Source organism: Stenotrophomonas sp. 610A2, assembly GCF_030549615.1.
GTDB classification, from domain to species: domain Bacteria; phylum Pseudomonadota; class Gammaproteobacteria; order Xanthomonadales; family Xanthomonadaceae; genus Stenotrophomonas; species Stenotrophomonas pigmentata.
In genome coordinates this window covers 2,094,054-2,120,591 of the sequence record NZ_CP130832.1, presented here as the reverse complement: position 1 = coordinate 2,120,591, position 26,538 = coordinate 2,094,054, and the positions used below count along the sequence as shown (strand labels likewise).

At 62.1% G+C, this 26,538-nt stretch carries 20 protein-coding genes; 5 read left to right on the top strand and 15 right to left on the bottom strand.

The features are described from left to right. Positions 1 to 3: 3 nt before the first annotated feature. The 3 genes from Q5Z11_RS09670 to Q5Z11_RS09660 are packed head-to-tail and all read left to right on the top strand — an operon-like array spanning position 4 to position 2,497. Positions 4 to 849, top strand: coding sequence for a CheR family methyltransferase (locus tag Q5Z11_RS09670; RefSeq protein ID WP_303749783.1), 846 nt, complete (start codon positions 4 to 6; stop codon positions 847 to 849). Continuing rightward, positions 846 to 1,445, top strand: a complete 600-nt coding sequence (cheD, locus tag Q5Z11_RS09665) for a chemoreceptor glutamine deamidase CheD (protein ID WP_303749782.1) — start codon at positions 846 to 848, stop codon at positions 1,443 to 1,445. The genes Q5Z11_RS09670 and cheD overlap by 4 nt, the downstream gene beginning before the upstream one ends. Next, positions 1,442 to 2,497: a protein-glutamate methylesterase/protein-glutamine glutaminase gene (locus tag Q5Z11_RS09660; protein ID WP_303749781.1), complete on the top strand. Its 1,056-nt coding sequence runs from the start codon at positions 1,442 to 1,444 to the stop codon at positions 2,495 to 2,497. The genes cheD and Q5Z11_RS09660 overlap by 4 nt, the downstream gene beginning before the upstream one ends. Positions 2,498 to 2,511: 14 nt before the next feature. On the opposite strand, the gene Q5Z11_RS09655 is transcribed toward Q5Z11_RS09660, so the two are convergent. The 4 genes from Q5Z11_RS09655 to Q5Z11_RS09640 all read right to left on the bottom strand — a co-directional run bounded on the left by Q5Z11_RS09655 (position 2,512) and on the right by Q5Z11_RS09640 (position 10,620). Continuing rightward, the gene (locus Q5Z11_RS09655) at positions 2,512 to 6,156 is read right to left on the bottom strand and encodes an ATP-binding protein (RefSeq protein WP_303749780.1); all 3,645 of its coding nucleotides are present in this window, start codon (positions 6,154 to 6,156) and stop codon (positions 2,512 to 2,514) included. 1,202 nt (positions 6,157 to 7,358) lie between these two features. Further along, the gene (gene acnB / locus Q5Z11_RS09650) at positions 7,359 to 9,950 is read right to left on the bottom strand and encodes a bifunctional aconitate hydratase 2/2-methylisocitrate dehydratase (protein WP_303749779.1); all 2,592 of its coding nucleotides are present in this window, start codon (positions 9,948 to 9,950) and stop codon (positions 7,359 to 7,361) included. A gap of 38 nt (positions 9,951 to 9,988) precedes the next feature. After that, positions 9,989 to 10,387 (bottom strand): type II toxin-antitoxin system VapC family toxin, encoded by a 399-nt coding sequence (locus Q5Z11_RS09645; RefSeq protein ID WP_282271408.1) that lies wholly within the window; start codon positions 10,385 to 10,387, stop codon positions 9,989 to 9,991. Further along, positions 10,387 to 10,620: an AbrB/MazE/SpoVT family DNA-binding domain-containing protein gene (locus tag Q5Z11_RS09640; RefSeq protein ID WP_303749778.1), complete on the bottom strand. Its 234-nt coding sequence runs from the start codon at positions 10,618 to 10,620 to the stop codon at positions 10,387 to 10,389. The genes Q5Z11_RS09645 and Q5Z11_RS09640 overlap by 1 nt, the downstream gene beginning before the upstream one ends. A 766-nt stretch (positions 10,621 to 11,386) precedes the next feature. Between Q5Z11_RS09640 and acnA the strand changes: the two genes are divergently transcribed. Then, positions 11,387 to 14,149 carry an aconitate hydratase AcnA gene (gene acnA, locus Q5Z11_RS09635; protein ID WP_303749777.1) on the top strand — a complete coding sequence of 921 codons (2,763 nt, stop codon included), beginning with the start codon at positions 11,387 to 11,389 and terminating at the stop codon, positions 14,147 to 14,149. Positions 14,150 to 14,391: 242 nt separating this feature from the next. On the opposite strand, the gene Q5Z11_RS09630 is transcribed toward acnA, so the two are convergent. Further along, positions 14,392 to 14,733: a hypothetical protein gene (locus Q5Z11_RS09630; RefSeq protein ID WP_303749776.1), complete on the bottom strand. Its 342-nt coding sequence runs from the start codon at positions 14,731 to 14,733 to the stop codon at positions 14,392 to 14,394. Positions 14,734 to 14,946: 213 nt separating this feature from the next. Here Q5Z11_RS09630 and Q5Z11_RS09625 point away from each other — a divergent pair, with 213 nt between their 5' ends. Beyond that, on the top strand, positions 14,947 to 16,629 hold the full coding sequence (locus tag Q5Z11_RS09625; RefSeq protein ID WP_303749775.1) for a long-chain fatty acid--CoA ligase: 1,683 nt from the start codon (positions 14,947 to 14,949) through the stop codon (positions 16,627 to 16,629). 133 nt (positions 16,630 to 16,762) lie between these two features. On the opposite strand, the gene Q5Z11_RS09620 is transcribed toward Q5Z11_RS09625, so the two are convergent. The 10 genes from Q5Z11_RS09620 to hisG all read right to left on the bottom strand — a co-directional run bounded on the left by Q5Z11_RS09620 (position 16,763) and on the right by hisG (position 26,531). Continuing rightward, complete coding sequence (locus Q5Z11_RS09620) at positions 16,763 to 17,422, bottom strand: single stranded DNA-binding domain-containing protein (RefSeq protein WP_303749774.1); 660 nt, start codon at positions 17,420 to 17,422, stop codon at positions 16,763 to 16,765. 273 nt (positions 17,423 to 17,695) lie between these two features. Then, entirely contained in the window at positions 17,696 to 19,219 is a 1,524-nt protein-coding gene (locus tag Q5Z11_RS09615; RefSeq protein WP_303749773.1) for a calcineurin-like phosphoesterase C-terminal domain-containing protein, read from the bottom strand. A 237-nt stretch (positions 19,220 to 19,456) separates the two neighbouring features. After that, positions 19,457 to 20,095, bottom strand: coding sequence for a bifunctional phosphoribosyl-AMP cyclohydrolase/phosphoribosyl-ATP diphosphatase HisIE (gene hisIE, locus Q5Z11_RS09610; RefSeq protein ID WP_303749772.1), 639 nt, complete (start codon positions 20,093 to 20,095; stop codon positions 19,457 to 19,459). Then, on the bottom strand, positions 20,085 to 20,861 hold the full coding sequence (gene hisF / locus Q5Z11_RS09605; protein ID WP_303749771.1) for an imidazole glycerol phosphate synthase subunit HisF: 777 nt from the start codon (positions 20,859 to 20,861) through the stop codon (positions 20,085 to 20,087). Before hisF ends, hisIE begins: the two co-directional genes overlap by 11 nt. After that, entirely contained in the window at positions 20,855 to 21,589 is a 735-nt protein-coding gene (hisA, locus tag Q5Z11_RS09600) for a 1-(5-phosphoribosyl)-5-[(5-phosphoribosylamino)methylideneamino]imidazole-4-carboxamide isomerase (RefSeq protein WP_303749770.1), read from the bottom strand. The genes hisF and hisA overlap by 7 nt, the downstream gene beginning before the upstream one ends. After that, positions 21,586 to 22,185: an imidazole glycerol phosphate synthase subunit HisH gene (gene hisH, locus Q5Z11_RS09595; RefSeq protein WP_303749769.1), complete on the bottom strand. Its 600-nt coding sequence runs from the start codon at positions 22,183 to 22,185 to the stop codon at positions 21,586 to 21,588. The genes hisA and hisH overlap by 4 nt, the downstream gene beginning before the upstream one ends. Further along, positions 22,182 to 23,255 carry a bifunctional histidinol-phosphatase/imidazoleglycerol-phosphate dehydratase HisB gene (hisB, locus tag Q5Z11_RS09590; protein ID WP_303749768.1) on the bottom strand — a complete coding sequence of 358 codons (1,074 nt, stop codon included), beginning with the start codon at positions 23,253 to 23,255 and terminating at the stop codon, positions 22,182 to 22,184. The genes hisH and hisB overlap by 4 nt, the downstream gene beginning before the upstream one ends. Then, positions 23,252 to 24,331 (bottom strand): histidinol-phosphate transaminase, encoded by a 1,080-nt coding sequence (gene hisC / locus Q5Z11_RS09585; RefSeq protein ID WP_303749767.1) that lies wholly within the window; start codon positions 24,329 to 24,331, stop codon positions 23,252 to 23,254. The genes hisB and hisC overlap by 4 nt, the downstream gene beginning before the upstream one ends. Further along, the gene (gene hisD / locus Q5Z11_RS09580) at positions 24,328 to 25,623 is read right to left on the bottom strand and encodes a histidinol dehydrogenase (RefSeq protein ID WP_303749766.1); all 1,296 of its coding nucleotides are present in this window, start codon (positions 25,621 to 25,623) and stop codon (positions 24,328 to 24,330) included. Before hisD ends, hisC begins: the two co-directional genes overlap by 4 nt. Continuing rightward, entirely contained in the window at positions 25,620 to 26,531 is a 912-nt protein-coding gene (gene hisG / locus Q5Z11_RS09575; RefSeq protein WP_303749765.1) for an ATP phosphoribosyltransferase, read from the bottom strand. The genes hisD and hisG overlap by 4 nt, the downstream gene beginning before the upstream one ends. Positions 26,532 to 26,538: the final 7 nt, after the last annotated feature.

Below are 26,538 nucleotides of genomic sequence, written 5' to 3'. Positions count from 1 at the left end.
TCCATGATCGACATCGACAGCACCGAGCGGGACTTCGAGTTCAATGACCGTGACTTCCGCCGCGTCTGCGAGCTGATCCACGCACGTGCAGGCATCGCGCTGGCTCCTGCCAAGCGCGACATGGTCTACGGCCGCTTGTCGCGACGGCTGCGCAACCTTGGCCTGCGCTCGTTCAAGGACTACCTGGACCAACTTGAGCAGCATGGCGGCGAGGAGTGGCAGGCATTCACCAATGCATTGACCACCAACCTGACCTCGTTCTTCCGCGAGCCGCACCACTTTGACAAGCTGCGCGAAGAGCTGCAGTTGCGCGCCCCACGAGCGCCGCTGAAGCTGTGGTCGTGTGCCGCTTCCACCGGTGAGGAGCCCTACTCCATGGCGATCACCGCTTGCGAGGCGTTCTCGTCGATGACCCCGCCGGTACGCATCATCGCCACCGACGTCGACACCCAGGTGCTGGCCACCGCCAGCCAAGGCGTGTACGCAATGGACCGCATCGCAGGGCTGGACCCGGCGATGAAGCGGCGCTATTTCCAGCGCGGCAGCGGCCCCAATGAAGGCAAGTGCCGGGTTGTGCCGGCGCTGCGCTCGCTCATCGAGTTCCGTCCGCTCAACCTGCTGGCCAACCGCTACGACGTGGGTGGTCCGTTCGATGCACTGTTCTGCCGCAACGTGATGATCTACTTCGACAAGCCCACCCAGCGCGGCATCCTCTCGCGCCTGGTGCAGCATATGGACGATGACAGCCTGCTCTATACCGGCCACTCGGAGAACTACCTGCATGCGGCCGATGTGATCCAGCCCTGCGGTCGCACGCTTTACCGTCGCAGCCGCAGGAATGGCGCATGAAGAACCTCCAGCAACACCCAGATGAGGTGATGCGCTACCGCGACACACGTTTCCAGACGATTGCCGCCAAGCTGCTACCAACCCAGTACCTGGTGGTGGACGACGATACCGCCTTGACCACCATCCTCGGCTCCTGCGTCGCCGCCTGTATCCGCGACCCCATCCTGGGGATCGGCGGCATGAATCACTTCCTGTTGCCCGAAGGCAATATCGGTGACGGTGCGCCCGCGCGCTACGGCAGCTATGCAATGGAACTGCTGATCAACGACCTGCTCAAGCGTGGAGCGCATCGCAAGCGCCTTGAGGCCAAGGTTTTCGGCGGCGCCAACGTGCTCAAGGGCTTCACCAGCAACCCGGTGGGTACCCGCAATGCGGAATTCGTCCGCCAATACCTGCGCGCCGAGCACATTCCCATCGTTGCCGAGGACCTGTGCGGCATTCATCCGCGCAAGATCTGGTTCTTCCCCATCACCGGCCGGGTGGTCGTGCAGCGTCTGCCGCATGCGCACGACGCCGAAGTGGTCGCCACCGAAACCGCCGTCCGCGCCCGTCTGTCGCACACCCCGGTCAGTGGTGGCGTGGAGTTGTTTGAATGAATCTGCAGGCCCCCTGCCGGGTTTTGATCGTCGACGACTCGGCCTTGGTCCGCCAGGTGCTGACCGAGATCCTCGCCGCCGACCCGGCCATCGAAGTCGTCGGCACCGCAGCGGATCCATTGCTGGCACGCGAGAAGATCAAACGGCTCAACCCTGACGTGCTGACATTGGACGTCGAGATGCCGCGCATGGACGGCCTGGCCTTCCTCGAAAACCTGATGCGCCTGCATCCCCTGCCGGTGGTGATGGTATCCTCGCTGACCGAGCGCGGCGCCGATACCACCCTGCAGGCGCTGTCATTGGGCGCGGTGGATTTTGTCGCCAAACCCAAGCTCGACGTCGCCCGCGGTCTGGATGCGTATGCAGAAGAAATCCGCAGCAAGGTGAAAATGGCCGCCCGCTCGCGGGTTCGGGCAATCGCCGGCGGCCCGCGCCGGCCGGTGCAGCGCCCGGCAAACGCCAGCAATCTCGGCTTCCGTACTACCGATCGTCTGATCGCCATCGGCGCCTCCGCTGGCGGTACCGAAGCCCTGCGAGTGGTACTGGAGTCCATGCCCGCAGATGCGCCGGCCATCGTCATGACCCAGCATCTGCCCGCCAGCTTCAGTACCGCCTTTGCCGAGCGCCTGGACCGGCACTCGGCGATGTCGGTACGCGAGGCCAGCGATGGCGAAGCCATCCTGCCCGGCCACGCCTATCTGCCCGCTGGCGGCCAGCACCTGCGGGTCATCCGTGACGGCGCCCGCTGGCGCTGCAGGGTCGACGACGGTGTGCCGGTCAATCTGCACAAGCCAGCGGTGGATGTACTGTTCCGCTCGGTTGCCGCCAATGCCGGCGCCAATGCGGTCGGGGTGATCCTCACTGGAATGGGCGAAGACGGTGCCCGCGGCCTGTTGGAGATGAAGCAAGCCGGTGCACCAACCTTGGCCCAGGACGAGGCCAGCTCCGTGGTCTGGGGAATGCCCGGCAGCGCAGTGCGTCTCGGCGCTGCCGATGAGGTACTGCCGTTGGAGCGAATAGCCGAACGCATTCTTGCCATTGCCCGCGGGTAAAGCATTCAATCGCGCTAGCGCATCAGCGATAGATCCAGGGCTTCTGGCTCACGCATCGCCGCGAGTACGTCAATGATCGCCGGCAACTCACTCGCGATGAACTGGACGTTGGCCACAACCTCGTCCAGCTCAACCTCCTGCTGATCGCACAGGAATTCGACGCGATCACAGATATCCATCAGGTGCGCCACCTGCAGCAGGCGTACTCCGCCGTTAATCCTGTGCACCAGATTGGACATGGCGCGTGGCTCGAAACCCGGCAGCAAGACCTGCAGCTCACTCAGGTCGCGCACAAAACTCCGGTGCGCCTCGATGACCAGGTTCCGCGTCATCTCCGCGTCACCACCTGTCAGCTCGTACAGCGCCGTGTTGATGTCCTTCGTCTGAGCGAGACGCGGCGCCGACATGCCAACACCGGCCTTCTCCCCCAACGTCACCAGCATGGCGGACAGCGTACTCAGACTGACCGGCTTGAACAGGCAATCATTCATTCCAGAGGCGATGCACTTGGCCCGTTCTTCTGGCTGGGCATTGGCGGTAAAGCCAATGATGATGCACGGCGGCAGTCCATGATCCTTCTCATGCCGACGGATCGCCAGCGCCATGTCATGGCCGTTCATCACCGGCATATTGCAATCGGTAACGACAATATCAACCGGTTCGTCCAGCCAGCAATCAAGGCCTTCGCGACCATCGGCAGCACTACGCACACTCTGGCCGAGGAATGCCAGCTGCTGGGTCAGCAAAGTGCGATTGGCCGAATGGTCATCCACCACCAGCACCTTCATGCTCGGGTGCTTTGCATCCACCGTCTGCAGCACCTCAACGGCGCCGGGAATTGCCGGCAACACTTCGAGTGGGATATTGAGTATCACCGAGGTACCCTCGCCCAGCGTACTGCGGATGGAAATATCGCCGCCCATCAACTCGCACAGGAATTTGCAGATGGGCAGGCCCAAGCCCGTTCCACCGCGCGAGCTATGCCCGTGGTCGGCCTGCGCAAAAGGATCAAACAAGCGCGCGATATCGCTCTCGGCGATGCCAATGCCGGTATCCGCCACTTCCAGCCGCAGCTGTAGACGGGATTCCGCCACGACAACGCCGCGCACCTTGATGGTGACCTGCCCGCGGTCGGTGAACTTGATGGCGTTGCCGACCAAATTGGACAGCACCTGCTTGAAGCGCATCGGATCTATCGACACGTCGCAGTCCACGCTGGGATCCAGCTCCAAGCGCAGGTGCAACGTCTTCTGCCGCGCCAGACCATTGAATACCCGCGCCACAGACTCGGTCATTTCACGCAGATTGGCGCGCTTCGGACTCAAGCTGACGTGGCCCGACTCGATGCGTACCACGTCCAGAATATCGCCAATCAGCTCGAGCAAGCCGTGTGCGGAATCATAGGCAACTGCGATAGCTGACTTATCAAGACGGCCTTGTTCGGCATGTTTCTGCGCAAGCTCCAGCATGCCGATGATCGCGCTCATCGGCGTCCGGATCTCGTGGCTCATGGTGGCCAGGAAAGTGGTCTTGGCGCGACTTGACTGATCGGCGGCATTGAGCGCGCGGCGCAGCTCCTCCATCAGATGCAGGCGGTCGCTCACATCTATCCAGCCGCAAACCACGCCCTTGGCCTGGCCCTGGGAATCGAAGTACGGGTAGATCCAGTGATAGATGCTGAGCACACGCCCGGGCAGGTGCAGGGTGCGATCCACCTCCAAGGGTTTGCCATTGGCCATTACCCACAGATAGTCGTCGTGGAAGCTCTGGGCTTCACGCGGGTCCATCTTTGCGCCTTCCATCGAGGTCTTTCCAAGCACCTTCTTCTCGGTGACGGAAAGCATGTCCAGGTAGTTGGTATTGCAAGTAACCAACCTTCCCTTCTCATCACGGACGTAGATAGGGTGCGGCGTGCCGTTGATCAGCGAGCGCATGAAGTTGAGCTGCTCGCCCAATGCATCCTCAGCTACCTGGCGACGACGGTACTGTGTGCGTATGTGTACATTCCAGATCAGCGACACCAGGATAAGCAACAGAGCGCCGGCGGTGATCTTGTAGATCAATGAGCGGAAGTCGGTCCACGCTGCCGGGGATGCATCGGGGCGCGGCCGCCAGCGGTTCTGGAAGATGTCCACCTCATCGGGCGGGATCTGCATCATCGCCTTGTCGATGATACTTGCGAGCTCGGGCTTGTCCTTGCGCGAGGCAATCGCCAACCACGCCGGCGTGTCTTCAACCACATCCGACACACGCAGTTTCTCGTTGTGCAGTACCGAGGTGTAATACAGCGCCATCGGCAGGAATGCGATCGTCGCATCCGCCTTGCCGTCGTTCACCAGCTCCATCGCGGCAGCCAAGGTGTCCGTCTCGATGAACTGGTAGTCGGTCGCAGGGACCAACAATTCCTTCAGCGCATGGTGCAGCGGCAACGCGATACGCTTTCCACGCAGGTCGCTCAGCGCGGCGGGGCCGTTGGCCTCGTCGCGGGTAATGATGCCGAACGAGGTCTGTACGAACGGCCGTGAGAAGCTGAACCTGCGCGCACGCGAAGAGGTCGGCACCAGCATGGTCAGATCAGCGGTTCCATTCTCCAAGGCCTGCATCTGCTGGTCGAGCCGCGATACCCGCACCGCTTCGAACTCCAGACCGGTGCGTTGCGCAATGGCCCTCATGATGTCAGCGCTCAAGCCGCTGAAGCGACCATCGGTATCAAAGTAGGAAAGCGGCGCAGTGTCATTGCTGGCCACGAAGCGCACCACCGGGTTCTCCGCGATCCAGCGCTGCTCTGCACTGGTCAGCTCTATACGCGCCAAAGGCACCATGCCACCGCCGCCCGACCAACGCTTCAGCAACTCCGTGCCATGCGTCTGCTGCAACTGCTGCAGCGCCATGTTCACCACTCGCTCCAGGGTCAAGGCATCTTCGCGGACAGCAAAGGCAAAGCCGCCGGTATCGACCCGCGGCACGGCAATCGTGCGCACGTAGTTGAAGTAGCTCAGATTCACCAGGTAGTTACTGGAAACCGTATCGCCCAGATATAGATCCGCATTGCCAAATGCCAATGCAGCGAGCGCCTGCTCGCGCGAGCGAAAGTTGGCAATGATCGCATCCGGATACAGCTCGCGTATCTGCACTTGCGGCAGATAGTCCTCGGCAACGGCAATGCGCATGCCGGTCAGTTCCGGCGCCATGCGCCGGTGCTCGGTCTTGCGCACGTACAACACGGGGGTGTCTTCCACGTAGCGCTGCGTCAAGCGAACCGCATGGCCAGCGAGCTCGTAGTTATTGGCGCTGCCCACCATATCCACCACTCCATGCTCGAGCGCACGCAGTGCAGTTGTACGGTCCGGGAAGCTAATGACCCGCAAGCTTACATCCAACATTCCGCCGACAGCTCCGAGCACATCAGCAGTAATTCCTTCATAGTGATCGTTGCGGGAAAAAATTTCTAACGGTGTGTAGTTTGGTGGAGCAACCCCCAAAATCAGAACCTTCTTGCTTCTTACCCACTCTCGATCTGACTCATCGAGCAAGAGCCGGGCGTCAGGGACGACTCTGCGCGCAACGAGCGTCAAAATCGTCGAATTTGAAGGCTGAGCAGCGCACACTCCAGACGCCATAATAAGAAGAGTCACCAAAATAGCGAATACACGAGCCATGCGATGCCCCACAACGATTCTACATACTGCCAAAGATTTACAGCTACACCCCTCGATAGCAGCGCAAGCTATAGCCCACCCAACACCATAGTGCATATCAAAAAATCAATCCCGACTTCAGGCAGACAAACAAGAGAGACGCAGGAGAGGCCTTATTTAATTCACCGCTTGGTGCACACTCATCCAATCGAACAATCCAGCCGAACAACAAGAAAATCCAAAAATATTGGAAATTATGCACAGCCATCATCCGAACGACCAAAATTCGCCACGCTATATTAAAAACCCCAATTACAAATAGAAACTTTATATCGCACAAAAATCATCATGCGCGCACATAATCCGACTCAGGAACACCTTACCCCTTAAGCCTCAACCCGGAGAGGAATTTCCAGAAATCGAAAATAAAATCGAAATACCCCCCCACTACATTTCTCTACAAAACAAATAGTAGAACTTGCAGTTCTCCGAGAGAAACGCCGAAGCCAAGATGTCAGCGCCATGACTACTTCTGATAACTTACACGCGACGCGTAGCTTCCAGAATAGGGATAGTCTTAAAGATGCAAAACTTACGTCCTGGGACCTAATCGATCGCCAGTAATCACTCCCAAGCCTGCGGCCGGCGTTTATCCCCACTTGGTGTCAGCAGCCCCAAAAAACTAAGTGAGAGCTTCTCGCAAAAGGGCTCCAATCTCCTTTGCATGACCGCCCCGAAAGACATCATTATTGGGATACACGCTTAGGAGGGTGCTGCGAGCCGGGAAGATGCTCCAGGAGCGTTGGCTGTTGGCTAATGGCATCACTTTTCGCAGCTGTGGCCTCTAGGTACTTTCCGCCAAGAACGGTACCTCCCAACTGCGCTGTGCTTCCCCGGGCCACGCAGGGTTTTCTGCGTTTGTAGGAGCGGCGTCAGCCGCGAAGCTGGGGGCAACGAATCATCGAATATTGTGCAATCTGACAATGCACGAGCTTCGCGGCTTACGCCGCTCCTACAAGGCTGCAGGTTTTGTTTGTGGGAGCGGCGTCAGCCGCGATGCTGGGGGCAACAAAGAACCGCACACTTTGCAATCTACTGGTGCATTGGTTTCGCGGCTTACGCCGCTCCCACAAAAGCAACAACGATTGCTGGTGTTCCTCGGCAACAAAAAACCCCGGCTTGCGCCGGGGTTTTCCGTTCAACCTTTACTGCTCAGCTACAACTCAGGCGTTGACCGAATCGGCCACGTCCTTGTAATCGCTGATCTGGTCGAAGTTCATGTAGCGGTAGATCTCGGCACCCGCCGAATCCAGCACGCCAACGTCGGCCATGTACTCTTCCTTGGTCGGGATGCGACCCAGACGCGAGCAGATCGCGGCCAGCTCGGCTGAACCCAGATACACATTGGTGTTGCGACCCAGGCGGTTCGGGAAGTTGCGGGTCGAGGTCGACATCGCGGTGGAGCCTTCGCGGATCTGCGCCTGGTTGCCCATGCACAGCGAGCAGCCCGGCATTTCCATGCGCGCGCCAGCGGAACCGAAGGTGCCGTACACGCCTTCCTTGGTCAGCTCGGACGCATCCATCTTGGTCGGCGGTGCAACCCACAGACGGGTCGGGATGTCGCGCTTGCCTTCCAGCAGCTTGGCAGCAGCACGGAAGTGACCGATGTTGGTCATGCACGAACCGATGAACACTTCGTCGATCTTGGCGCCGGCAACTTCGGACAAGGTCTTCACGTCGTCCGGGTCGTTCGGGCAGGCCACGATCGGCTCATGGATGTCGGCCAGGTCGATCTCGATGACGGCGGCGTATTCGGCGTCGGCATCACCCTGCAGCAGCTCCGGGTTGGCCAGCCATGCTTCCATCTTCTCGATGCGGCGGGCCAGCGAACGGGCGTCCTGGTAACCCTCGGCAATCATCCACTTCAACAGCGTGATGTTGCTGGTGAGGTACTCGATGATCGGCTCCTTGTTCAGGTGCACCGAGCAACCAGCGGCCGAACGCTCAGCCGAAGCATCGGACAGTTCGAATGCCTGCTCGACCTTCAGGTCCGGCAGACCTTCGATTTCCAGGATGCGACCGGAGAAGATGTTCTTCTTGCCAGCCTTGGCCACGGTCAGCAGACCGGCCTTGATCGCGTACAGCGGGATCGCGTTGACCAGGTCACGCAGGGTCACGCCCGGCTGCATCTTGCCCTTGAAGCGCACCAGCACCGACTCCGGCATGTCCAGCGGCATGACGCCGGTGGCAGCAGCGAAGGCGACCAGGCCCGAACCGGCCGGGAACGAGATGCCGACCGGGAAACGGGTGTGCGAGTCACCACCGGTGCCGACGGTGTCCGGCAGCAGCATGCGGTTGAGCCAGCTGTGGATCACGCCGTCGCCCGGACGCAGCGAGACGCCGCCACGGGTGGAGATGAACTCCGGCAGGGTGTGGTGGGTCTTGACGTCCACCGGCTTCGGGTAGGCTGCGGTGTGGCAGAACGACTGCATCACCAGGTCGGCCGAGAAGCCCAGGCAGGCCAGGTCCTTCAGCTCGTCACGGGTCATCGGACCGGTGGTGTCCTGCGAGCCCACCGAGGTCATTTTCGGTTCGCAGTAGGTGCCCGGGCGCATGCCCTTGCCTTCCGGCAGGCCACAGGCGCGGCCAACCATCTTCTGTGCCAGCGAGTAGCCCTTGCCGGTATCGGCCGGCTGCACCGGCAGGCGGAACAGGTCGGTGACCGGCAGACCCAGCGCTTCACGTGCCTTGGCGGTCAGGCCACGGCCGATGATCAGCGGAATACGGCCACCGGCGCGCACTTCGTCGAACAGCACGTCGCTCTTGACCTGGAACTCAGCGATGACTTCGCCGTTCTTCAGGGCCTTGCCGTCGTACGGACGCAGCTCGACGACATCGCCGTGCTCCATCTTCGACACGTCCAGCTCGATCGGCAGTGCGCCGGCGTCTTCCATGGTGTTGTAGAAGATCGGGGCGATCTTCGAACCCAGGCACACGCCACCGAAGCGCTTGTTCGGGATGAAGGGGATGTCTTCACCGGTGAACCACAGCACCGAGTTGGTGGCGGACTTGCGGCTGGAGCCGGTGCCGACCACGTCGCCGACGTAGGCAACCAGGTGGCCCTTGTCCTTCAGCGACAGGATTTCCTGGATCGGGCCGCGCTTGCCGTCTTCTTCCGGCACGAACGGTGCATCCGGACGCTTGTTCTTCAGCATCGCCAGGGCGTGCATCGGGATGTCCGGACGGGTGGTGGCATCCGGAGCCGGCGACAGGTCGTCGGTATTGGTTTCGCCCGGCACCTTGAACACGGTGATGGTCAGGCTCTGCGGCACTTCCGGCTTGCTGGTGAACCACTCGGCATCGGCCCAGCTCTGCAGCACGCCCTGTGCATTGGCGTTGCCGGCCTTGGCCTTTTCCTGCACGTCATGGAATGCGTCGAACACCAGCAAGGTGTGCTTCAGGCCTTCAGCGGCGATAGCGCCGACTGCGGCGTCGTCCAGCAGCTGGATCAGCGGCGCGACGTTGTAACCACCGAGCATGGTGCCCAGCAGTTCGGTAGCGCGCTCACGGCTGATCAGTGCGTTCTGCTCGCTGCCGAAGGCGATGGCGGCAAGGTACGAGGCCTTGACCTTGGCGGCGTCATCGACACCAGCCGGTACGCGGTTGGTGATCAGATCGACCAGGAACTCGGCTTCGCCAGCCGGCGGGTTCTTCAGCAGTTCAATGACGTCGGCCGTCTGCTGTGCAGTGAGCGGCAACGGCGGGATGCCAAGCGCGGCGCGCTCGGCTACGTGGTGGCGGTAGGCTTCCAACATGACAACTCCCGGGTGTAACGGTTAAAAAGTGGATGGGCTCAGGCTTGCGGCACGATCAGCTTCAAGCCCTTGAAGTAATCGCGATAAAACGTGTCGTTCCAGGTGATCAGGCCATCGCACTGCAGCAGTGCATGCGCGCCCACCATGAAATCGTCGATGCGGCGGGTATCGCCGCTGCGCTGCCGGTGGCGGCGGTGCATCTCGCCGGCACGCAACGCGGATTTGGCTTCCAGCGGATTGAAATGGACACCCATTTCCTCCAGAGCACCCTGCACCTCTGCGCCACCGCGCAGCGAGGCGCAGATCTCAGCCAGGGTGGTACCGCAGAGGACCACCCGGCCGCCGACCAAGGCCTGCCGCAGGCAGGCCTCCACCGCGTCGGCGCGAGGGCCGTCGCTGAGCAGCTCGATAAGGACCGGGGAATCAACGGCGATCATCATGCCTCGCCGGCCTCGTCACGGACGGTACGCACGGCCTGCTCGGCCGACTCGAACCCGTCCAGGGCGAACTTGCCGCGTGCGCGGGAGATGGCGTCGTCCACGCTCTTGCGCAGGATGATGCGGCTGCCTTCCAGCTCAACCTTGAGCAGGGTGCCCTTGGTCAGACCCAAAGCGTCGCGTACGGCCTTGGGCAGGGTGATCTGCCCGCGTTCAGCTACGGTGGCGTCCATGGGATCTCCAATCGAAGTATGTACGAATTATACATACTTTGGCCGGCATACCCCAGCCACCCCCTGTAGAGCCGAGCCATGCTCGGCTGAGGCTTTACCGGGAAACCCCTCCCTGTAGTGCCGACCCATGGTCGGCTGAGGCTTTACCAGGAACGCCCCTGCCGAGCATGGCTCGGCACTACACCCCCTCCCTTTGGCGTAGCCAAGGGGAGGGTTGGAGAGGGGTAGCTCTTCGCTGGCTGATGCAGTACTGGCTTCGCGGCTTACGCCGCTCCTACAGAACCCGTTCACGTGACCGTGGAAGCCTCACCTGTAGTGCCGACCCATGGTCGGCTGAAGCTTTACCGGGAACGCCCCTGCCGAGCATGGCTCGGCACTACAGCCCCTTCCTTTGGCGTAGCCAAGGGGAGGGTTGGGGAGGGGTAGCTCTTGGCCGACTGATGCAGTACTGGCTTCGCGGCTTACGCCGCTCCTACAAACCCGGTTCACGGGTCGGCGGAAGCTTCACCTGTAGTGCCGACCCATGGTCGGCTGAAGCTTTACAGGGAATGCCCCTGCCGAGCATGGCTCGGCACTACAGTCGCGCGCTCCGTTACATGCCCGCAACACGCCGTTGCCTAAACTGGCACCAGCGAACATGAACCGAATGCAGGATGCTTCGTCCATACTCGGACTGGCATCCACCTGTCAGGGCCCATGGCCCTGACAAGCCCGCGCAGCGCCCCGGCGCCGCCGCAAGCCATCTGCACTAAAAGGAGTCAGCGGTATGAGCGATACATTCTCCACCCGTAGCCAACTGGAGGTTGGCGGCCAGCAGTACACCTACTGCAGCCTTCCCAAGCTCGGTCAGAAGTTCGATATTTCCCACCTCCCCTACTCGATGAAGATCCTGCTGGAGAACCTGCTCCGGCATGAGGACGGCGGCCAGACCGTCGGCCCTGACCACATCGAAGCCGTCGCCCGCTGGAACCCCAAGGCGGAGCCCGACACCGAGATCGCTTTCATGCCCGCGCGCGTGGTGCTGCAGGACTTCACCGGCGTGCCCTGCGTGGTCGACCTGGCCGCCATGCGCGACGCCGTCACCAAGCTCGGCGGCAAGGCCGAGCAGATCAACCCGCTGATCCCCTCCGAACTGGTCATCGACCATTCCGTGCAGGTTGACGTGTTCGGCCGCCCTGACGCGCTGGACCTCAACGGCAAGATCGAGTTCGAACGCAACCAGGAACGTTATAGCTTCCTGCGCTGGGGCCAGAAGGCCTTCGAGAACTTCAAGGTCGTACCGCCGAATACCGGCATCGTCCACCAGGTGAACCTGGAAAACCTTGCCCGTGTGGTGATGGAACGGCAGATCGACGGCGCCAACTGGGCCTTCCCGGACACCGTGTTCGGCACGGACTCGCACACCACCATGATCAATGGCATCGGCGTGCTCGGCTGGGGCGTCGGCGGCATCGAGGCCGAGGCCGCGATGCTGGGCCAGCCCTCCTCGATGCTCATTCCCCAGGTAGTCGGCTTCAAGTTGACCGGCAAGCTGCCCGAAGGCACCACCGCCACCGACCTGGTGCTGACCGTCACCCAGATGCTGCGCAAGCTCGGCGTGGTTGGCAAATTCGTCGAGTTCTATGGCGAGGGCCTGCAACACCTGCCGCTGGCCGACCGCGCCACCATCGCCAACATGGCCCCGGAATACGGCGCCACCTGCGGCATCTTCCCGATCGATGCCGAGTCACTGAACTACCTGCGCCTGTCCGGTCGCAGCGATGCACAGATCAACCTGGTCGAAGCCTACGCAAAAGCACAAGGCCTGTGGCACGACGCCAACAGCCCGCATGCGCAGTACAGCGCCACCCTGGAACTGGATATGGCCGAGGTCAAGCCGTCGATGGCCGGCCCCAAGCGCCCGCAGGACCGCGTGCTGCTGGAAGACGTGCACAGCAACTTCACCGAAGCGTTGAAAGGCCTGACCAGCCACCGCGAGCAGCGCAATGGCGACGTCGCCGATTTCATCAACGAAGGCGGCGGTGCAGCGGTTGGCAACGAGCAGCTGGCCAAGGGCCACGCCGACATCGTGATCAACGAACAAGCGATGCGCCTGAAGGATGGCGCAGTGGTGATCGCCGCCATTACGTCGTGCACCAACACCTCCAACCCGGCGGTGATGCTCGGCGCCGGCCTGCTCGCGCGCAATGCGGCACGGCTGGGGCTCAAGGCCAAGCCGTGGGTCAAGACCTCGCTTGGACCGGGCTCCCGCGTCGTCACCGACTATCTGGAAAAAGCCGGCGTCCTGCCGGACTTGGAGAAGCTCGGCTTCTTCGTGGTCGGCTACGGCTGCACCACCTGCATCGGCAACTCCGGCCCGCTGCCCACCGAAGTCAGCGCCGGCATTGCCGCTGGCGATCTGGTGGTGGCCTCGGTGCTTTCGGGCAACCGCAACTTCGAAGGCCGTGTGCACCCTGAAGTGAAGGCCAACTACCTGGCCTCGCCACCGCTGGTGGTCGCCTACGCCATCGCTGGTACGGTCCGCATCGACCTGAGCAAGGAACCGCTGGGCAAGGGCAGCGACGGCCAGGACGTCTACCTGCGCGACATCTGGCCGAGCAACAAGGAAATCGGCGACACCATCGCTGCCACCGTCGGCCCGGAGATGTTCAAGCAGAACTACGCCGATGTGTTCAAGGGTGACACCCGCTGGGCGCAGATCGAATCGCCGGAGGGCCAGGCCTACGAATGGAATGGCGACTCTACCTATATCAAGAACCCGCCGTACTTCGATGGCATGACCATGCAGGTCGGCAGCATCAGCGACGTACATGGCGCGCGGGTGATGGGCCTGTTTGGTGACTCGATCACCACCGACCACATCTCCCCGGCCGGCAACATCAAGAAGGATTCGCCGGCAGGCCGCTTCCTGCAGTCGCGTGGCGTACAGCCAGCCGACTTCAACAGCTACGGCAGCCGCCGCGGCAATGACGACGTGATGGTGCGCGGCACCTTCGCCAACATCCGCATCAAGAACCTGATGTTCGGCGGCGAAGAAGGCGGTAACACGCTGTACTACGCCCCGGGCAGCAATACCGGCGAGAAGCTGGCGATCTACGACGCGGCGATGAAGTACAAGGCCGATGGCGTGCCGCTGGTGGTGTTGGCTGGCAAGGAATATGGCACTGGCTCATCGCGCGACTGGGCCGCCAAGGGCACCAACCTGCTGGGGGTCAAGGCGGTGATCGCCGAGAGCTTCGAGCGCATCCACCGCTCCAACCTGGTCGGCATGGGCGTGCTGCCACTGCAGTTCCATGACGGTGAGAACGCGCAGACCTTGGGTCTGGATGGCTCGGAAGTGTTTGATGTGACCGGGTTGGACGATGGCAAGGCCAAGACTGCAACGGTTACTGCGACCAAGGCAGACGGCAGCCAGAAGAGCTTCACCGCCAAGGTGTTGCTGCTGACGCCGAAGGAAGTGGAGTACTTCCGCAATGGCGGCTTGCTGCAGTACGTGTTGCGGCAGCTGGCGGCTAAGAAAGCGGCCTGATCTGCTGGGTTGATTGGTTTGTTGGAAGAACGCCCCTTTTGGGGCGTTCTTTTTTTGTTGCATTTTTGCGGCGAGAAGCAAGAGCCCCCCTCCCCAACCCTCCCCTTGGCTGCGCCAAAGGGAGGGAGACAAGCGAGGCTGCTCTTGCCCCCTCCCTTTGGCGCAGCCAAGGGGAGGGTTGGGGAGGGGTGCTGTTGCGCTCTAAAGCTCCAAAGCCTTCAACCGGCTACCAAGCCAGCAGCTCAGCCTTCCCCACCCACCGGCGCCCAATCCGCGCTATACACCTGCCACTCCCCATCCTGCTCGCGCCAACCAGTAACCACTTCCTGCATCTGCCCACGCTCGGGCAGCAACCCCTTGTTGCCACCAGTCAGCAGCACGGTGAAGCGCACGGTCGCAGTACCGCCCTCGCCCATCTCCACCCGCAGTGGCCCGGTCTGCACACCTACCTTGGCGTTTAGCAGCAACTGCCCGCGCAGCAGGCGCTCCATGCCAGCGCGATCCAGTCCCTCGTTGCCGACGAAGTCCGCAGCCACCCCATCCATGAAGCCGCTGGGCTTGCCGGCCTCGACACTTTTCTGCATTGCAGCAAAACTTTCGCGCAGCCGCTGTTCCGGTGGTTCGCGGCCGCAAGCGGCCAGCAAAAGCATGATCACCGCACAAAGCATGCAGTTGAAGACTGATCGCATCATCTATCCCTTCGCCTTTTCAATTCGGAACGGTATGCTGGCAACAATAACGCCGGTGCCCGATGATCGGGCCTGACCACTAGATCATTCCATTTCCTGGAGGGGAAGATGACGCAAGAACGTCCTTGGCTGCAGAGCTATCCGGCTGGTGTACCGGCTGAAATCGACGTCAACGAATTCCACTCCGTCGCCGATGTCTTCAATGCCTCGGTTGCCAAGTTCCGTGATCGCCCGGCCTACTCCAACTTCGGCAAGGTGCTGACCTATGGCGAAGCGGATGCTCTGGTCACCCAGTTCGCCGCCTACCTGCTGGGCGAGCTGAAGCTGAAGAAGGGCGACCGCGTTGCGATCATGATGCCCAACTGCCTGCAGTATCCGATCGCCATTTTCGGCATCCTGCGCGCCGGCCTGACCGTGGTAAACGTCAACCCGCTGTATACCGCACGCGAACTCAAGCATCAGTTGGTCGACGCCGGCGTCTCCGTGCTGCTGGTGGTCGACAACTTCGGCGAGACCGTGCAGCAGGTCATCGCCGATACGCCGGTCAAGCAGGTCATCACCACCGGTCTGGGTGACATGCTCGGCTTCCCCAAGGGCGCCATCGTCAACTTCGTGCTGAAGTACGTGAAGAAGATGGTGCCGGATTACGACCTGCCCAAGGCCATCCGCTTCAAGGATGCGTTGAAGCTCGGCAAGCGCCACAGCATGCCGGTGGTCGAGGTGGACCACGAGGACATCGCCTTCCTGCAGTACACCGGTGGCACCACCGGCGTCGCCAAGGGCGCGATGCTGACCCACCGCAACCTGATCGCCAACATGCAGCAGGCCTCGGCCTGGATCAGCGCATCGGGCGTGAAGCCGGGCGAGGAAGTCATCATCACCGCGCTGCCGCTGTACCACATCTTCGCGTTGACGGCGAACGGCCTGGTCTTCATGAAGCTCGGCGGCCTGAACTACCTGATCACCAACCCGCGTGACATGAAGGGCTTCGTCAAGGAACTGAAGAACAACCGTTTCACCGCCATCACCGGCGTCAATACCTTGTTCAACGGCCTGCTCAATACCGAAGGCTTCGATCAGGTCGACTTCTCCAACCTCAAGGTTGCGCTCGGCGGCGGCATGGCCGTGCAGCGCGCCGTGGCTGACAAGTGGAAGAAGGTTACCGGCGTCACCCTGGTGGAAGCCTACGGCCTGACCGAGACCTCACCGGCAGCCTGTATCAACCCGCTGGACCTGAAGGAATACAACGGTGCCATCGGCTTGCCGATCCCCTCCACCGAAGCCTGCGTCAAGAACGACGACGGCCAGATGGTTGCACTGGGTGAAGTCGGCGAGCTGTGCATCCGCGGGCCGCAGGTGATGAAGGGTTACTGGCACCGCCAGGACGAGACCGACAAGGTCATGGACGCTGATGGCTGGCTACATACCGGCGACATGGCGCGCATGGACGAGAACGGCTTCTTCTACATCGTCGACCGCAAGAAGGACATGATCCTGGTGTCCGGCTTCAACGTCTACCCGAACGAAATCGAAGACGTGCTGGCGATGATGCCGGGCATCCTGGAAGTGGCGGCCGTGGGTGCGCCCAACGAGAAGTCGGGTGAAGTGGTGAAGGTGGTCATCGTCAAGAAGGACCCCAACCTCACCGAGGAGCAGGTGAAGGAGTTCGCCCGCGCCAACCTGACCGGTTACAAGCACCCGCGCATTGTCGAGTTCCGCAAGGAACTGCCCAAGACCAACGTCGGCAAGATCCTGCGCCGCGAGCTGCGTGACGCCAAGCCGGAAGCTTGATGTTGCAAGCGTGATCGCTGAAAGCCTCCCCGGAAACGGGGAGGCTTTTTTTGTGCCTGTGATCTGATTGGAAGCGGTGCGTGATCGCCTCGTACAGCATGATGGCTGACCGCGCCAGACCGACCACCGCGCTTTAAAGCCGCATACCCTCGCGCGATTCGTCATCCGCATTGCCGGCCAAGGGCACCGGCACGATTGCGGTGGCACGCTCGTCGGATCCAACAAGTGTCAGCGACATGGCCGCGATGGCAGTGACCGTGCCGCCAGCTTCACCACGGGAAACGAGATGACCGGTAGTGCGCGGCTGATCGGCCGTCTGCTCCTGGGGCAGCTCCACCACAGTCCCGCGCACGGTCACGCGGTCACCGGTGCGAAGTCGAGAGCCCATGCGCATGGTGAACTCAGCCTCGGCCGGCATGTTTATCGAGGTGTCGTAGCCCTGATCCAGCACGAACACCCCGTCGGATGTGGCCGGATTGCCATCGCCTTCGTCCTGCAGGAACCAACCGATGGTGGGTGTGCCACGATCGCCTTCGCCCAGAGTCTCCTTCAGCTCCTGACCGATATCGTCGCTGTCACCCATCAGGTTGCGCACCACTATGCCTTCGATCAGTACCTCGCTACCAAGCAGCGGGCTGCTCGCCCCCTGCCCTTGCACCTGCCCAATCAACTTGCGCGCGGGATCCATTGGCTCTACATGGAACTGGCTGCCAGGCAGCGGAAAGCCGCAACTGGTCGTAGCCAACGCCATGCCGAGAATCGTGGATTTGACTACTGCTGTCTTCCAACGCATGACGTCCCTGCACCCTGCTTTGTTGTAGGAGCGGCGTCAGCCGCGAAACTCGTAGATTGCCAGATCCCAGAAATTTCTGGACCAGACGCGTCCCCTGCTCCGCGGCTGACGCCGCTCCTACAGACACCAGCCGGCCCGCTATCCGGCGAACTGATACCGCTTGTGGGAGCGGTGTGAACCGCGAAGCTCGTAGACTGGTCAGGTTGCGGATTCCTGGGCCGCGAAGCATCCCCTGCTTCGCGGCTGACGCCGCTCCCACAACAGACCGTGCTGTCAGGGCTGTGCGGTTTGCAGCCGGTAGCTGGTCTGGCTGCGGTACTCGAAGCCGTTCAATGTGGTGCGCACTTCCACCGCATGCTCGCCCTCGCTGAGCTTGGTCGGCAGCGCCGCACGCCACAAATGGCTGGACGGCACGGCTTCGGGCGAACGGTCGTAACCACGCAGCTCACTGGCCAGATCGTCGGCGATGTTCTCCACCAGCAAGCGCGGGTCGGCCTGCTTGACCTGCTTCATCGGCTGCCATTCACCGCCATCGACACGGAACTCCACCAGCAGGCCCTCATAGCCCATGAAGACATTGGCGTAGATGCCCCAGGCCGGATACGCACCCTGCCGCAATACCTTCGGTGCATGCAAGGCGATCTGCTGGTCCGCCGGCGCACGCGCAACCCGGTACTCGACGCTGTACTGGCCTTGCGGCCGCACATTGAGCAAACCGTAGCCATTCGGCGTGCCATCGGCCATGGTGGTATCGGGAATGCCCTGCGCATCCTTGATCCCTGACCAGAACGCACCGCAGGCAGCGCCTACGTTGTACTCGTGCAGCGGCTTGCCACCATTCCAACCCTGTGCAGCGCCCCAGAACACCTGGCTCTGGTTGTGGGTGTGCCCACTGACGATCAACGGATGCGGCACCTGCTCCAACAGCTTGAACAACCGTGCCCGATCTTCGGCGCGGTAGACGTGGTCGAACAGCGGGATATGGAAGCCCAGCACCACCAGTTTGTCCTTTGGGATGGTCGGCAGGTAGGCCTCCAGGAAGGCGAACTGGTCCTCACGCAGACCACCGACATACGCCGGCTTCTGCCCGGGTTGGGCGATGATGTCGTCCATACCGATGAACACCATCGACGCCTCTTCCCAGGCGTAGGTGTCCGGGCCGAGTTGGCGATGGAAGCTGGCCAGCGAATCGGCGTCGCTGCTCGCGCCCAGGTCCATGTCGTGGTTGCCGGGGACGTGCAGCCACGGCACACCCAGCGAAGTGACCGCCTTGGTCAGCGCCGGATAGAGGCTGGGGTCGTCATTGGTGATATCGCCCAGAGTCATGCCCATGCGTGCCTGATGCTTGCCACGCAGCGGCTCGATGATGTCGCGCTCGAAGTAGCTGACGTCCAGCGCAGTGCTGGTCTGGCTGTCGGCCAGCAGCAGGGCCTGGAAACTCATGGGAGCGTTCTTTTCCGGCTTCAGTGCAAACGGGCGGCATTGGCCGTCGCCCTCGCCTGCCTGTGGCCGCCAGATATCAGGCAGCCCATCCGCCCGCTTGGCGGCGCTATAGCCGGCCGGTTTGATGATGAAGATGTTGGGCTGGCTGGAGGGCGGCAGCTGGTAGCGACCATCCTGGCCGGTGCTGACGATGCGCTCGCCATCGGATACCCGGATGCCCGCCAGCGGCTTCTCACCCGCGTCCTGGCGGCCATTACCGTTGCTGTCGAGGAATACCGTGCCGTCGACGCAGGAGGCGCTGGCTGCAAATGGCACACAAGCCAGCAACAGAGCGGTCAGCAGGGATGGGCGCATGGAGTCCTCGACGACAATGGGCAGGCGCCCATTATCGCCCCGGGATGCTGCAAAGGCATTGCGGGAGGTGGCGATCGGCGCCACCGATACCTGTAGAGCCGAGCCATGCTCGGCTAGGCCTTACCGGTGGCGATTGGCTCTCCCTGTAGAGCCGAGCCATGCTCGGCTAGGCATTACCGGTGGGATTTAGGTTTGCCGGTAAAGCCCCTGCCGAGCATGGCTCGGCACTACGGTTGCTTAGCTGGCCGCTTTTTCTGCGGCCTTGGCGTGACGGCTTTCCAGCACCCCAATGGCATCATCCAGCGACAGGCCGCGGGCGCGCAGCAACACGATCAGGTGGAACAGCAGGTCGGCCGATTCGCCCAACAGTTCGTCGTCACGCTGTACGACGCCGGCGAGTGCGGTTTCCACGCCCTCCTCGCCCACTTTCTGTGCGATATGACGCGCGCCTTTCTCGAACAGCTTGGTGGTGTAGCTGTTGAGCGGGCGATCGTGTTCGCGCTGCTTGATCAAGGCATTCAATGCGCCAAGAAAATTACCCGGTGCGGCACTGAAGCAACTGGTCTCACCAGTGTGGCAGGTAGGGCCATGCGGGCGCACGGTGACCAGCAAGGTGTCGTTGTCGCAATCACTGCGGATGTCGACCAGCTCTAGATGGTTGCCGGAGGTCTCGCCCTTGGTCCACAAACGCTTCTTGCTGCGGCTGAAGAAGGTGACCTTGCCGCTGCTGCGGGTGGTCTCCAAGGCATCCCGATCCATATAGCCGAGCATCAGTACGCGCAGCGTCGCCTCGTCCTGGATGATGACCGGGATCATGCCATTGACCTTGTCCCAGTCCAGTGCGGTCGGATCAACCGGTTTGAATTCAGTAGACATCCCTAACCTCGATTTGTTGTTCGCGCAGGAACTGCTTCAGTTCCGGAATTGCAATGGCGCCGGAGTGGAACACACTGGCGGCCAAAGCCCCGTCAACGTCAGCCTGTTCGAATACATCGGCGAAATGCTGCGGCGTGCCCGCGCCGCCAGAGGCGATCAACGGAACCGTGCACAGCGCCCGGGCCTGGCGCAACTGTGCAATATCGTACCCCTTGCGCACGCCGTCGCTGTCCATGCAGTTCAGCACTATTTCACCTGCACCGAGGGATTGGACTTCACGCACCCAATCCAGGGTCAGCCTGGCCTCGGCGCGGGTCTTGTTTGGATCACCGGTATAGGAGCGTACTCGCCACTGGCCGTCAGCTTCGCGAATGGAATCGATGCCGACCACCACGCACTGCTCACCAAAGGCTTCAGCCAACTCCGCGATCAACTGTGGGCGCTCCAGTGCCGGCGTGTTGATGGAAATCTTGTCGGCGCCGGAATTGAGCACGGCACGCGCGGTCTCCACATCGCGGATACCACCGGCCACGCAGAACGGGATGTCGATCAGGCGTGCCACGCGCTCAATCCAGGCGCGGTCCACCGAGCGGCCTTCCGGACTAGCGGAGATGTCGTAGAACACCAGCTCATCGGCGCCCTGGTCGCGGTAGCGCAATGCCAGCTCGGTGATGTCGCCCATGTCGATGTGGTCGCGGAACTTGACGCCCTTGACCACGCGGCCTTCGCGCACGTCCAGGCAGGGAATGATGCGCCGGCTCAACATGACAAGGCCTCATCCAGTTGCAGGTGACCTTCCAGCAGCGCCTTGCCCAACACCGCGCCACCGCAACCTGCCGCCTTGGCCGCACGGATGTCGTCAGCATCGCGCACGCCGCCCGACGCCTGCACAGCCACGCCGGGCAGCAGTTTCGCAAGATGCGCGTAAAGCTCGATATTCGGGCCGGATAGCATTCCGTCACGGGAAATATCGGTGCACAGCAGGTGCTTCATGCCGGCCTGCGCATAGCGCTTGGCCAATTCGTCCAGGGTCACGTCCGCGGTTTCGGTCCAACCGTGCACTGGCAGGCGCCAAACGCCGTCTTCGCCCTGACGCGTATCCAGTGCGATGGTCAGCTGATCAGCTCCGAACTCGGCCAGCCAGGCCAGCACCTGTTCGGGCTGACGCACGGCCAGTGAGCCGATCACCACGCGACTGGCGCCTGCATCAAGAATGCGCGCCACATCGTCGCGGCCACGCACGCCGCCGCCGGTCTGCACCTTCAGCTTGGTGGTGGCTGCGATCTGCTGCAGCAACGGTGCCAAGGTGTAGCCGCCAGCCTTGGCTGCATCCAGATCGACCAGGTGCATCCAGCTGGCGCCGGTTGCGGCGAATGCCTGCGCACGCTGCAAGGCATCCTCGCCATAGGTGGTCTGCTTGGCGTAGTCGCCCTGCAGCAGACGCACGACGCGGCCGTCACGGATATCCAGCGCGGGGTAAACAGTGAAACTCATGCGGCAATCTCAAGAAAGTTCTGCAGGATGCGTGCGCCCGGCCCCGCCGAACGCTCGGGATGGAACTGCGCGCCGCATAGACGCTCGCGCTGCACCACCGCGGTGAACAGGCCACCGTGATGACAGGCAGCGACCGTATCGGAAGTGACCGGAGCGGCGTAGCTGTGCACGAAGTAGGCGCTGGAGCCGAGCGGCACGCCGTCAAGCAAGGGCGACTCGCGCAAGGCCAACAGCTTGTTCCAACCCATATGCGGCACGCGCACGCCGACACCGGGATGGAGGCGACGGACGATGCCTGGCAGCAGGCCGAGGCATTCCACATCGCCTTCTTCTGAACGTTCAAACAGCAACTGCATGCCCAGGCAGATACCCATCAAGGGAACCTGCAGTTCGCGCAGCGGCTGTACCAAACCTTGCGCATGCAGGCGTTTCATACCTTCAGCTGCCGCACCAACGCCGGGCAGGATCACCCGCTCGAGCCCATCGAGGTCCGCTGGTGCGCGCACCATCTGCACGTCAACCTGCAAGCGCTCCAATGCGTAGCGCACCGAGCCAAGATTGGCACCGCCTGCATCAACCAGGCCAACCCTGCTCACAAGGCCCCCTTGGTTGACGGCAGCTCGGTGCCTTCCTTGCGGATGGCCTGGCGCAGGGCGCGAGCCAAGGCCTTGAAGCAGGCTTCAACCTTGTGGTGGTCGTTATCACCCTCCACCTTGAGATTAAGGTTCAAACCGCTGGCATCGCATAGCGAACGGAAGAAGTGCGGCACCAATTCGGTGGGCATGTCACCAACGCGTTCACGCTTGAACTCGCCATCGAACACGAAGTACGGGCGGCCACTGAAATCCAACGCGGCGCTGGCAAGGGTTTCGTCCATTGGCAAGGTGAAGCCGTAGCGACCGATACCACGCTTGTCGCCGAGCGCTTCGCGCAAGGCCTGGCCCAGCGCGAGACCGGTGTCCTCGATGGTGTGGTGTTCGTCGATGTGCAGATCGCCTTTGGCTTCCACTTCCAACGCGAAGCCGCCATGACGGCCAATCTGATCTAGCATGTGATCAAAGAAAGGCAGGCCAGTGTTGATCTTCGAGCTGGCAACCTTGTCCAGGTCGACGAATACGCGTATCTGGGTTTCTTTTGTGTCGCGCTGCACGGTAGCGCGGCGTGGTGCGTCGGCCAGCTCGTGTGCGATCGCATCCCAATCCCACTCGCCGCCGAACTGCTCGGTGCGCAGCTGGAAGCCGCGGATCTTCATGTTGTCGGCAAACTGGATGTCGGTCGGCCGGTCCCCGACCATGCCCGAACGCGCCCAATCGATGCTGCGATCCTGCAGGTAGGACACCATCATGCCGATGCCGGGCTTGCGATTCGGGCTATTGTCCTGCGGCCAGCTGGGATCGATCAGCACATCGCGGAACGTAATGCCCTGGCTGGCAAAGATCTGCAGCATCAAGTCATTCGGGCCGTCGAAGCTGGCCTGCGGATAGCCTTCGGAACCGAGTCCGTCCTGGTTGGAAACGATGACGAACTGATAGCCAGCATCGCGCAGCTTCAGCATTGCCGGGATCACATTCTTGACGAAGCGGATCTTCTCGTAAGCGTCGATCTGGAAGTCGGCCGGCTCCTCGATCAAGGTGCCATCGCGATCGACAAACAGGATGGGGGTCATGCGGTGAGCTCCAGCGTGGCAAGTGCGTCAAGGACGCGGTCGTTCTGTTCGGGGGTGCCCAGAGTGATGCGCAGGGCGTCCTGCAGCTGCGGAGCGGCGCGCTGGTCACGCACCACCACGCCTGCCTGCAGCAGGGCCTGGAATGCGGCGTCGGCGTCATTGAAGCGCACCAGCAGGAAGTTGGCATCCGAGGCGTAGACATGGCGAACGCCATGCTGCGCCGACAAGGCGATGCATAGCCGGCTGCGCTCGCTGCGCACCGTCGCGATACGGGCGCGTGTCTGCCCAAGTGCGGCATCATCGAGCCCAGCAAGCGCCAGCGTCGAGCATGGCGCTGGAACCGGATACGGGGCCTGGCAGCACCGCAGCACGGCGATCAGCGCCGCATCGGCAATGACGCTACCAATGCGCGCCGCAGCCAGTGCGTGTGCCTTGGACAAGGTACGCAATACGGCGATGTTGTCGAAACGGTCCATCAACGTGGTCGCGGACGGCTCATCGGCAAACTCGCCGTAAGCCTCGTCGACTACCACCAGCGCCTGACCGCGCAGTGCTTCGGCCACGGCCTGTACCTGCTGCAGCGGAATGCTCAGGCCGCCAGGATTGGACGGCGAGCAGAGGAATACCAGCTTGGCATTGCCCTGCTTCGCCTTGGCAATAATGGCGTCGATATCAGCGACGAGGCCTTGATCGGTATCCAGCAGAGGCACTTCCAGCGCGGGCGCATTCTGCAGGCGTGCACTGACTGCGTACATGCCGAACACCGGTGGGGTGTACAACACAGCATCACGGCCGGGTTCGCACAGGGCGCGCACCAGCAGGTCGATGGCTTCATCGCTGCCGCGACCGATCAGCAGCTGCTCGGACTGGCAGCCATACAAGCTGCCCAGACGCTCGCGCAAGGCCTGCGGCTGGGGATCCGGGTAACGACGGCAGCTGGCATCTGCGTCGCCAGGATTCGCCCAGGCCGATTCATTTGCGTTGAGCCAGACATCACCCTGCAGCTTGGCGCTGCGCGCCGAGGAGTAGCCGCCAAAATCACGCAGATCTTCGCGCACCAGATCAAGCACGCTCACGGTGCAACTCCCAGCCGCAGCGCTACCGCATTGGCATGCGCGCCCAGACCTTCGGCACGCGCCAGGGTCAGCGCGCACGGGCCGATACCGGCAATTCCTTCGCGACTGGCTGCCTGCACGCTGATCTGGTTCTGGTAGCTGGCGACGCTGACGCCGCTGTAAGCGCGGGCCGCGCCGGCGGTCGGCAACACGTGATTGGTGCCAGAGCAATAGTCACCCAGCGCCTCGGGCGTGTAATCGCCGAGGAACACCGAGCCGGCCGCTTCCACCTTGTCCAGCCACTGACGCGGCTGGCGCAGGGCGAGAATCAGGTGCTCGGGCGCATAGCGGTTGGAAATCTCGAATGCCTGCGCAATCGAATCAACCTTGATCAGCAGCGATGCACCCAGCGCTTGACGCGCAATCGCCTCGCGACTGAGCTGTGCGACCTGTGCTTCGACCTGCTCCTGTACGGCGGCAATCATCGCTGCATCGTCACTGAGCAGCAGTACCTGCGAATCCGGGCCGTGCTCGGCCTGCGACAGCAAATCGGCAGCGACAAACGCAGGATTGGCACCGGCATCGGCGATCACCAGCACTTCCGACGGACCGGCAGGCATATCGATGGCAGCAGCGCCTGCCTGGGCCACCTGCTGCTTGGCTTCGGTGACGAAGCTGTTGCCTGGACCGAACAGCTTGTCGCAGGACGGCACCGATTCAGTGCCATATGCCATGGCGGCAATTGCCTGCGCACCGCCAATCTTGAACACGCGGTGCACGCCAGTCAGGCGCGCGGCAACCAGTACTGCGGGGTCGGCCGTGCCGTCCTTGCGCGGCGGCGTGCACAGCACCACTTCGCGGCAACCTGCCAACTTGGCGGGAACACCAAGCATCAATGCAGTGGACGGTAACGGGGCGCTGCCTGCCGGGACGTACAAACCAACTCGCGTAATCGGGCGAATGACCTTTTCGCAGACCACGCCCGGTGCGGTTTCCACGCTGTAGGGCTGGGCCATGCCGGCGCGATGAAAGGTATCGATGCGATCTGCGGCCTGCTGCATGGCGATGCGCAGTTCTGCCGACACCGCCAGTTCGGCAGCGGCGAATTCTGCTTCGCCAACTTCAAAACGCTCCGGTGCGATGCCATCGAAGCGCTGGGTGATCTCGCACAACGCAGCGTCGCCACGCGTGCGCACCTGCTCGATCAAGCCAGCGACGGAATCGCGGGTCTGCGAAGCAACAGTCTGTACTGGACGGGTCAGAGCGCGCGCCTGTGCATTGGCGTCGAGCGCGTTCCAATCGAGGATATTCATACCAGCGACTTCTCCACTGCCAACACCATCAAGCCCTGCGCGCCAGCGCGCTCCAGTTCTTCCAGACGTTGCCAGCTGAGTGCACCACTGCACATGGTCTGCAGGCGTACAGCATCGCCCTGCCCCGGCAAACGCAGCAACGGCTCCGCGTCGGGCAGCAGGCGGGCGAGCTCTTCAACGCGATCTTCCGCGGCCGAGAACATCAACAGCTTCTGGTCCTGCACTTTACTCAGGCCATCAAGACGGCGAAGCAACATTGCCATCAGCCCGGCACGGGCATCGTCCAGTTCGTGCACCGGGCCAGCCAGTACCGCTTCACTTTCCAGCAGTACTTCCACCGGCTTGAGCTGATTGGCAGCCAGGGTCGCTCCGCTGGAAACCAGATCACAGATCAGTTCAGCGGTGCCGAGCTTTGGTGCGATTTCCACCGAGCCAGACAGTTCAACAACCTGTGCATCGACGCCTTTTTCCTTCAGCCAGGCAGCAAGGATTGCCGGGTAACTGGTGGCGATGCGCTTGCCCTGCAGCATCTGCACGCCCTGCCAATCCCAGTCTTCCGGCACAGCGATCATCAAGCGGCAGGAACCAAAACCGAGTCCACGCAGCGGCTGGTAGGCATCAGCCAAACCGATCTGGCGACGCGCCTTGGCCTGCTCGTCCAACTCGTTCAAGCCGACCACACCCAGATCGCAGACACCATCGGCAATCAGGCCCGGAATGTCGTCATCGCGTACCAGCAGCAGATCCACCGGCAACGATTCACCGAAGCAGAACAGCTTGTCGCGGCTCTGCCTCCAGCTCAGGCCACAGGCGGCAAGCAGGCTACGCGCTGGATCGGCCAGACGACCGCTTTTCTGAATGGCGATACGCAGCCGGTCGCGTGCCGGGGCAGAGGTTGAAGCACTCATGGGGTTA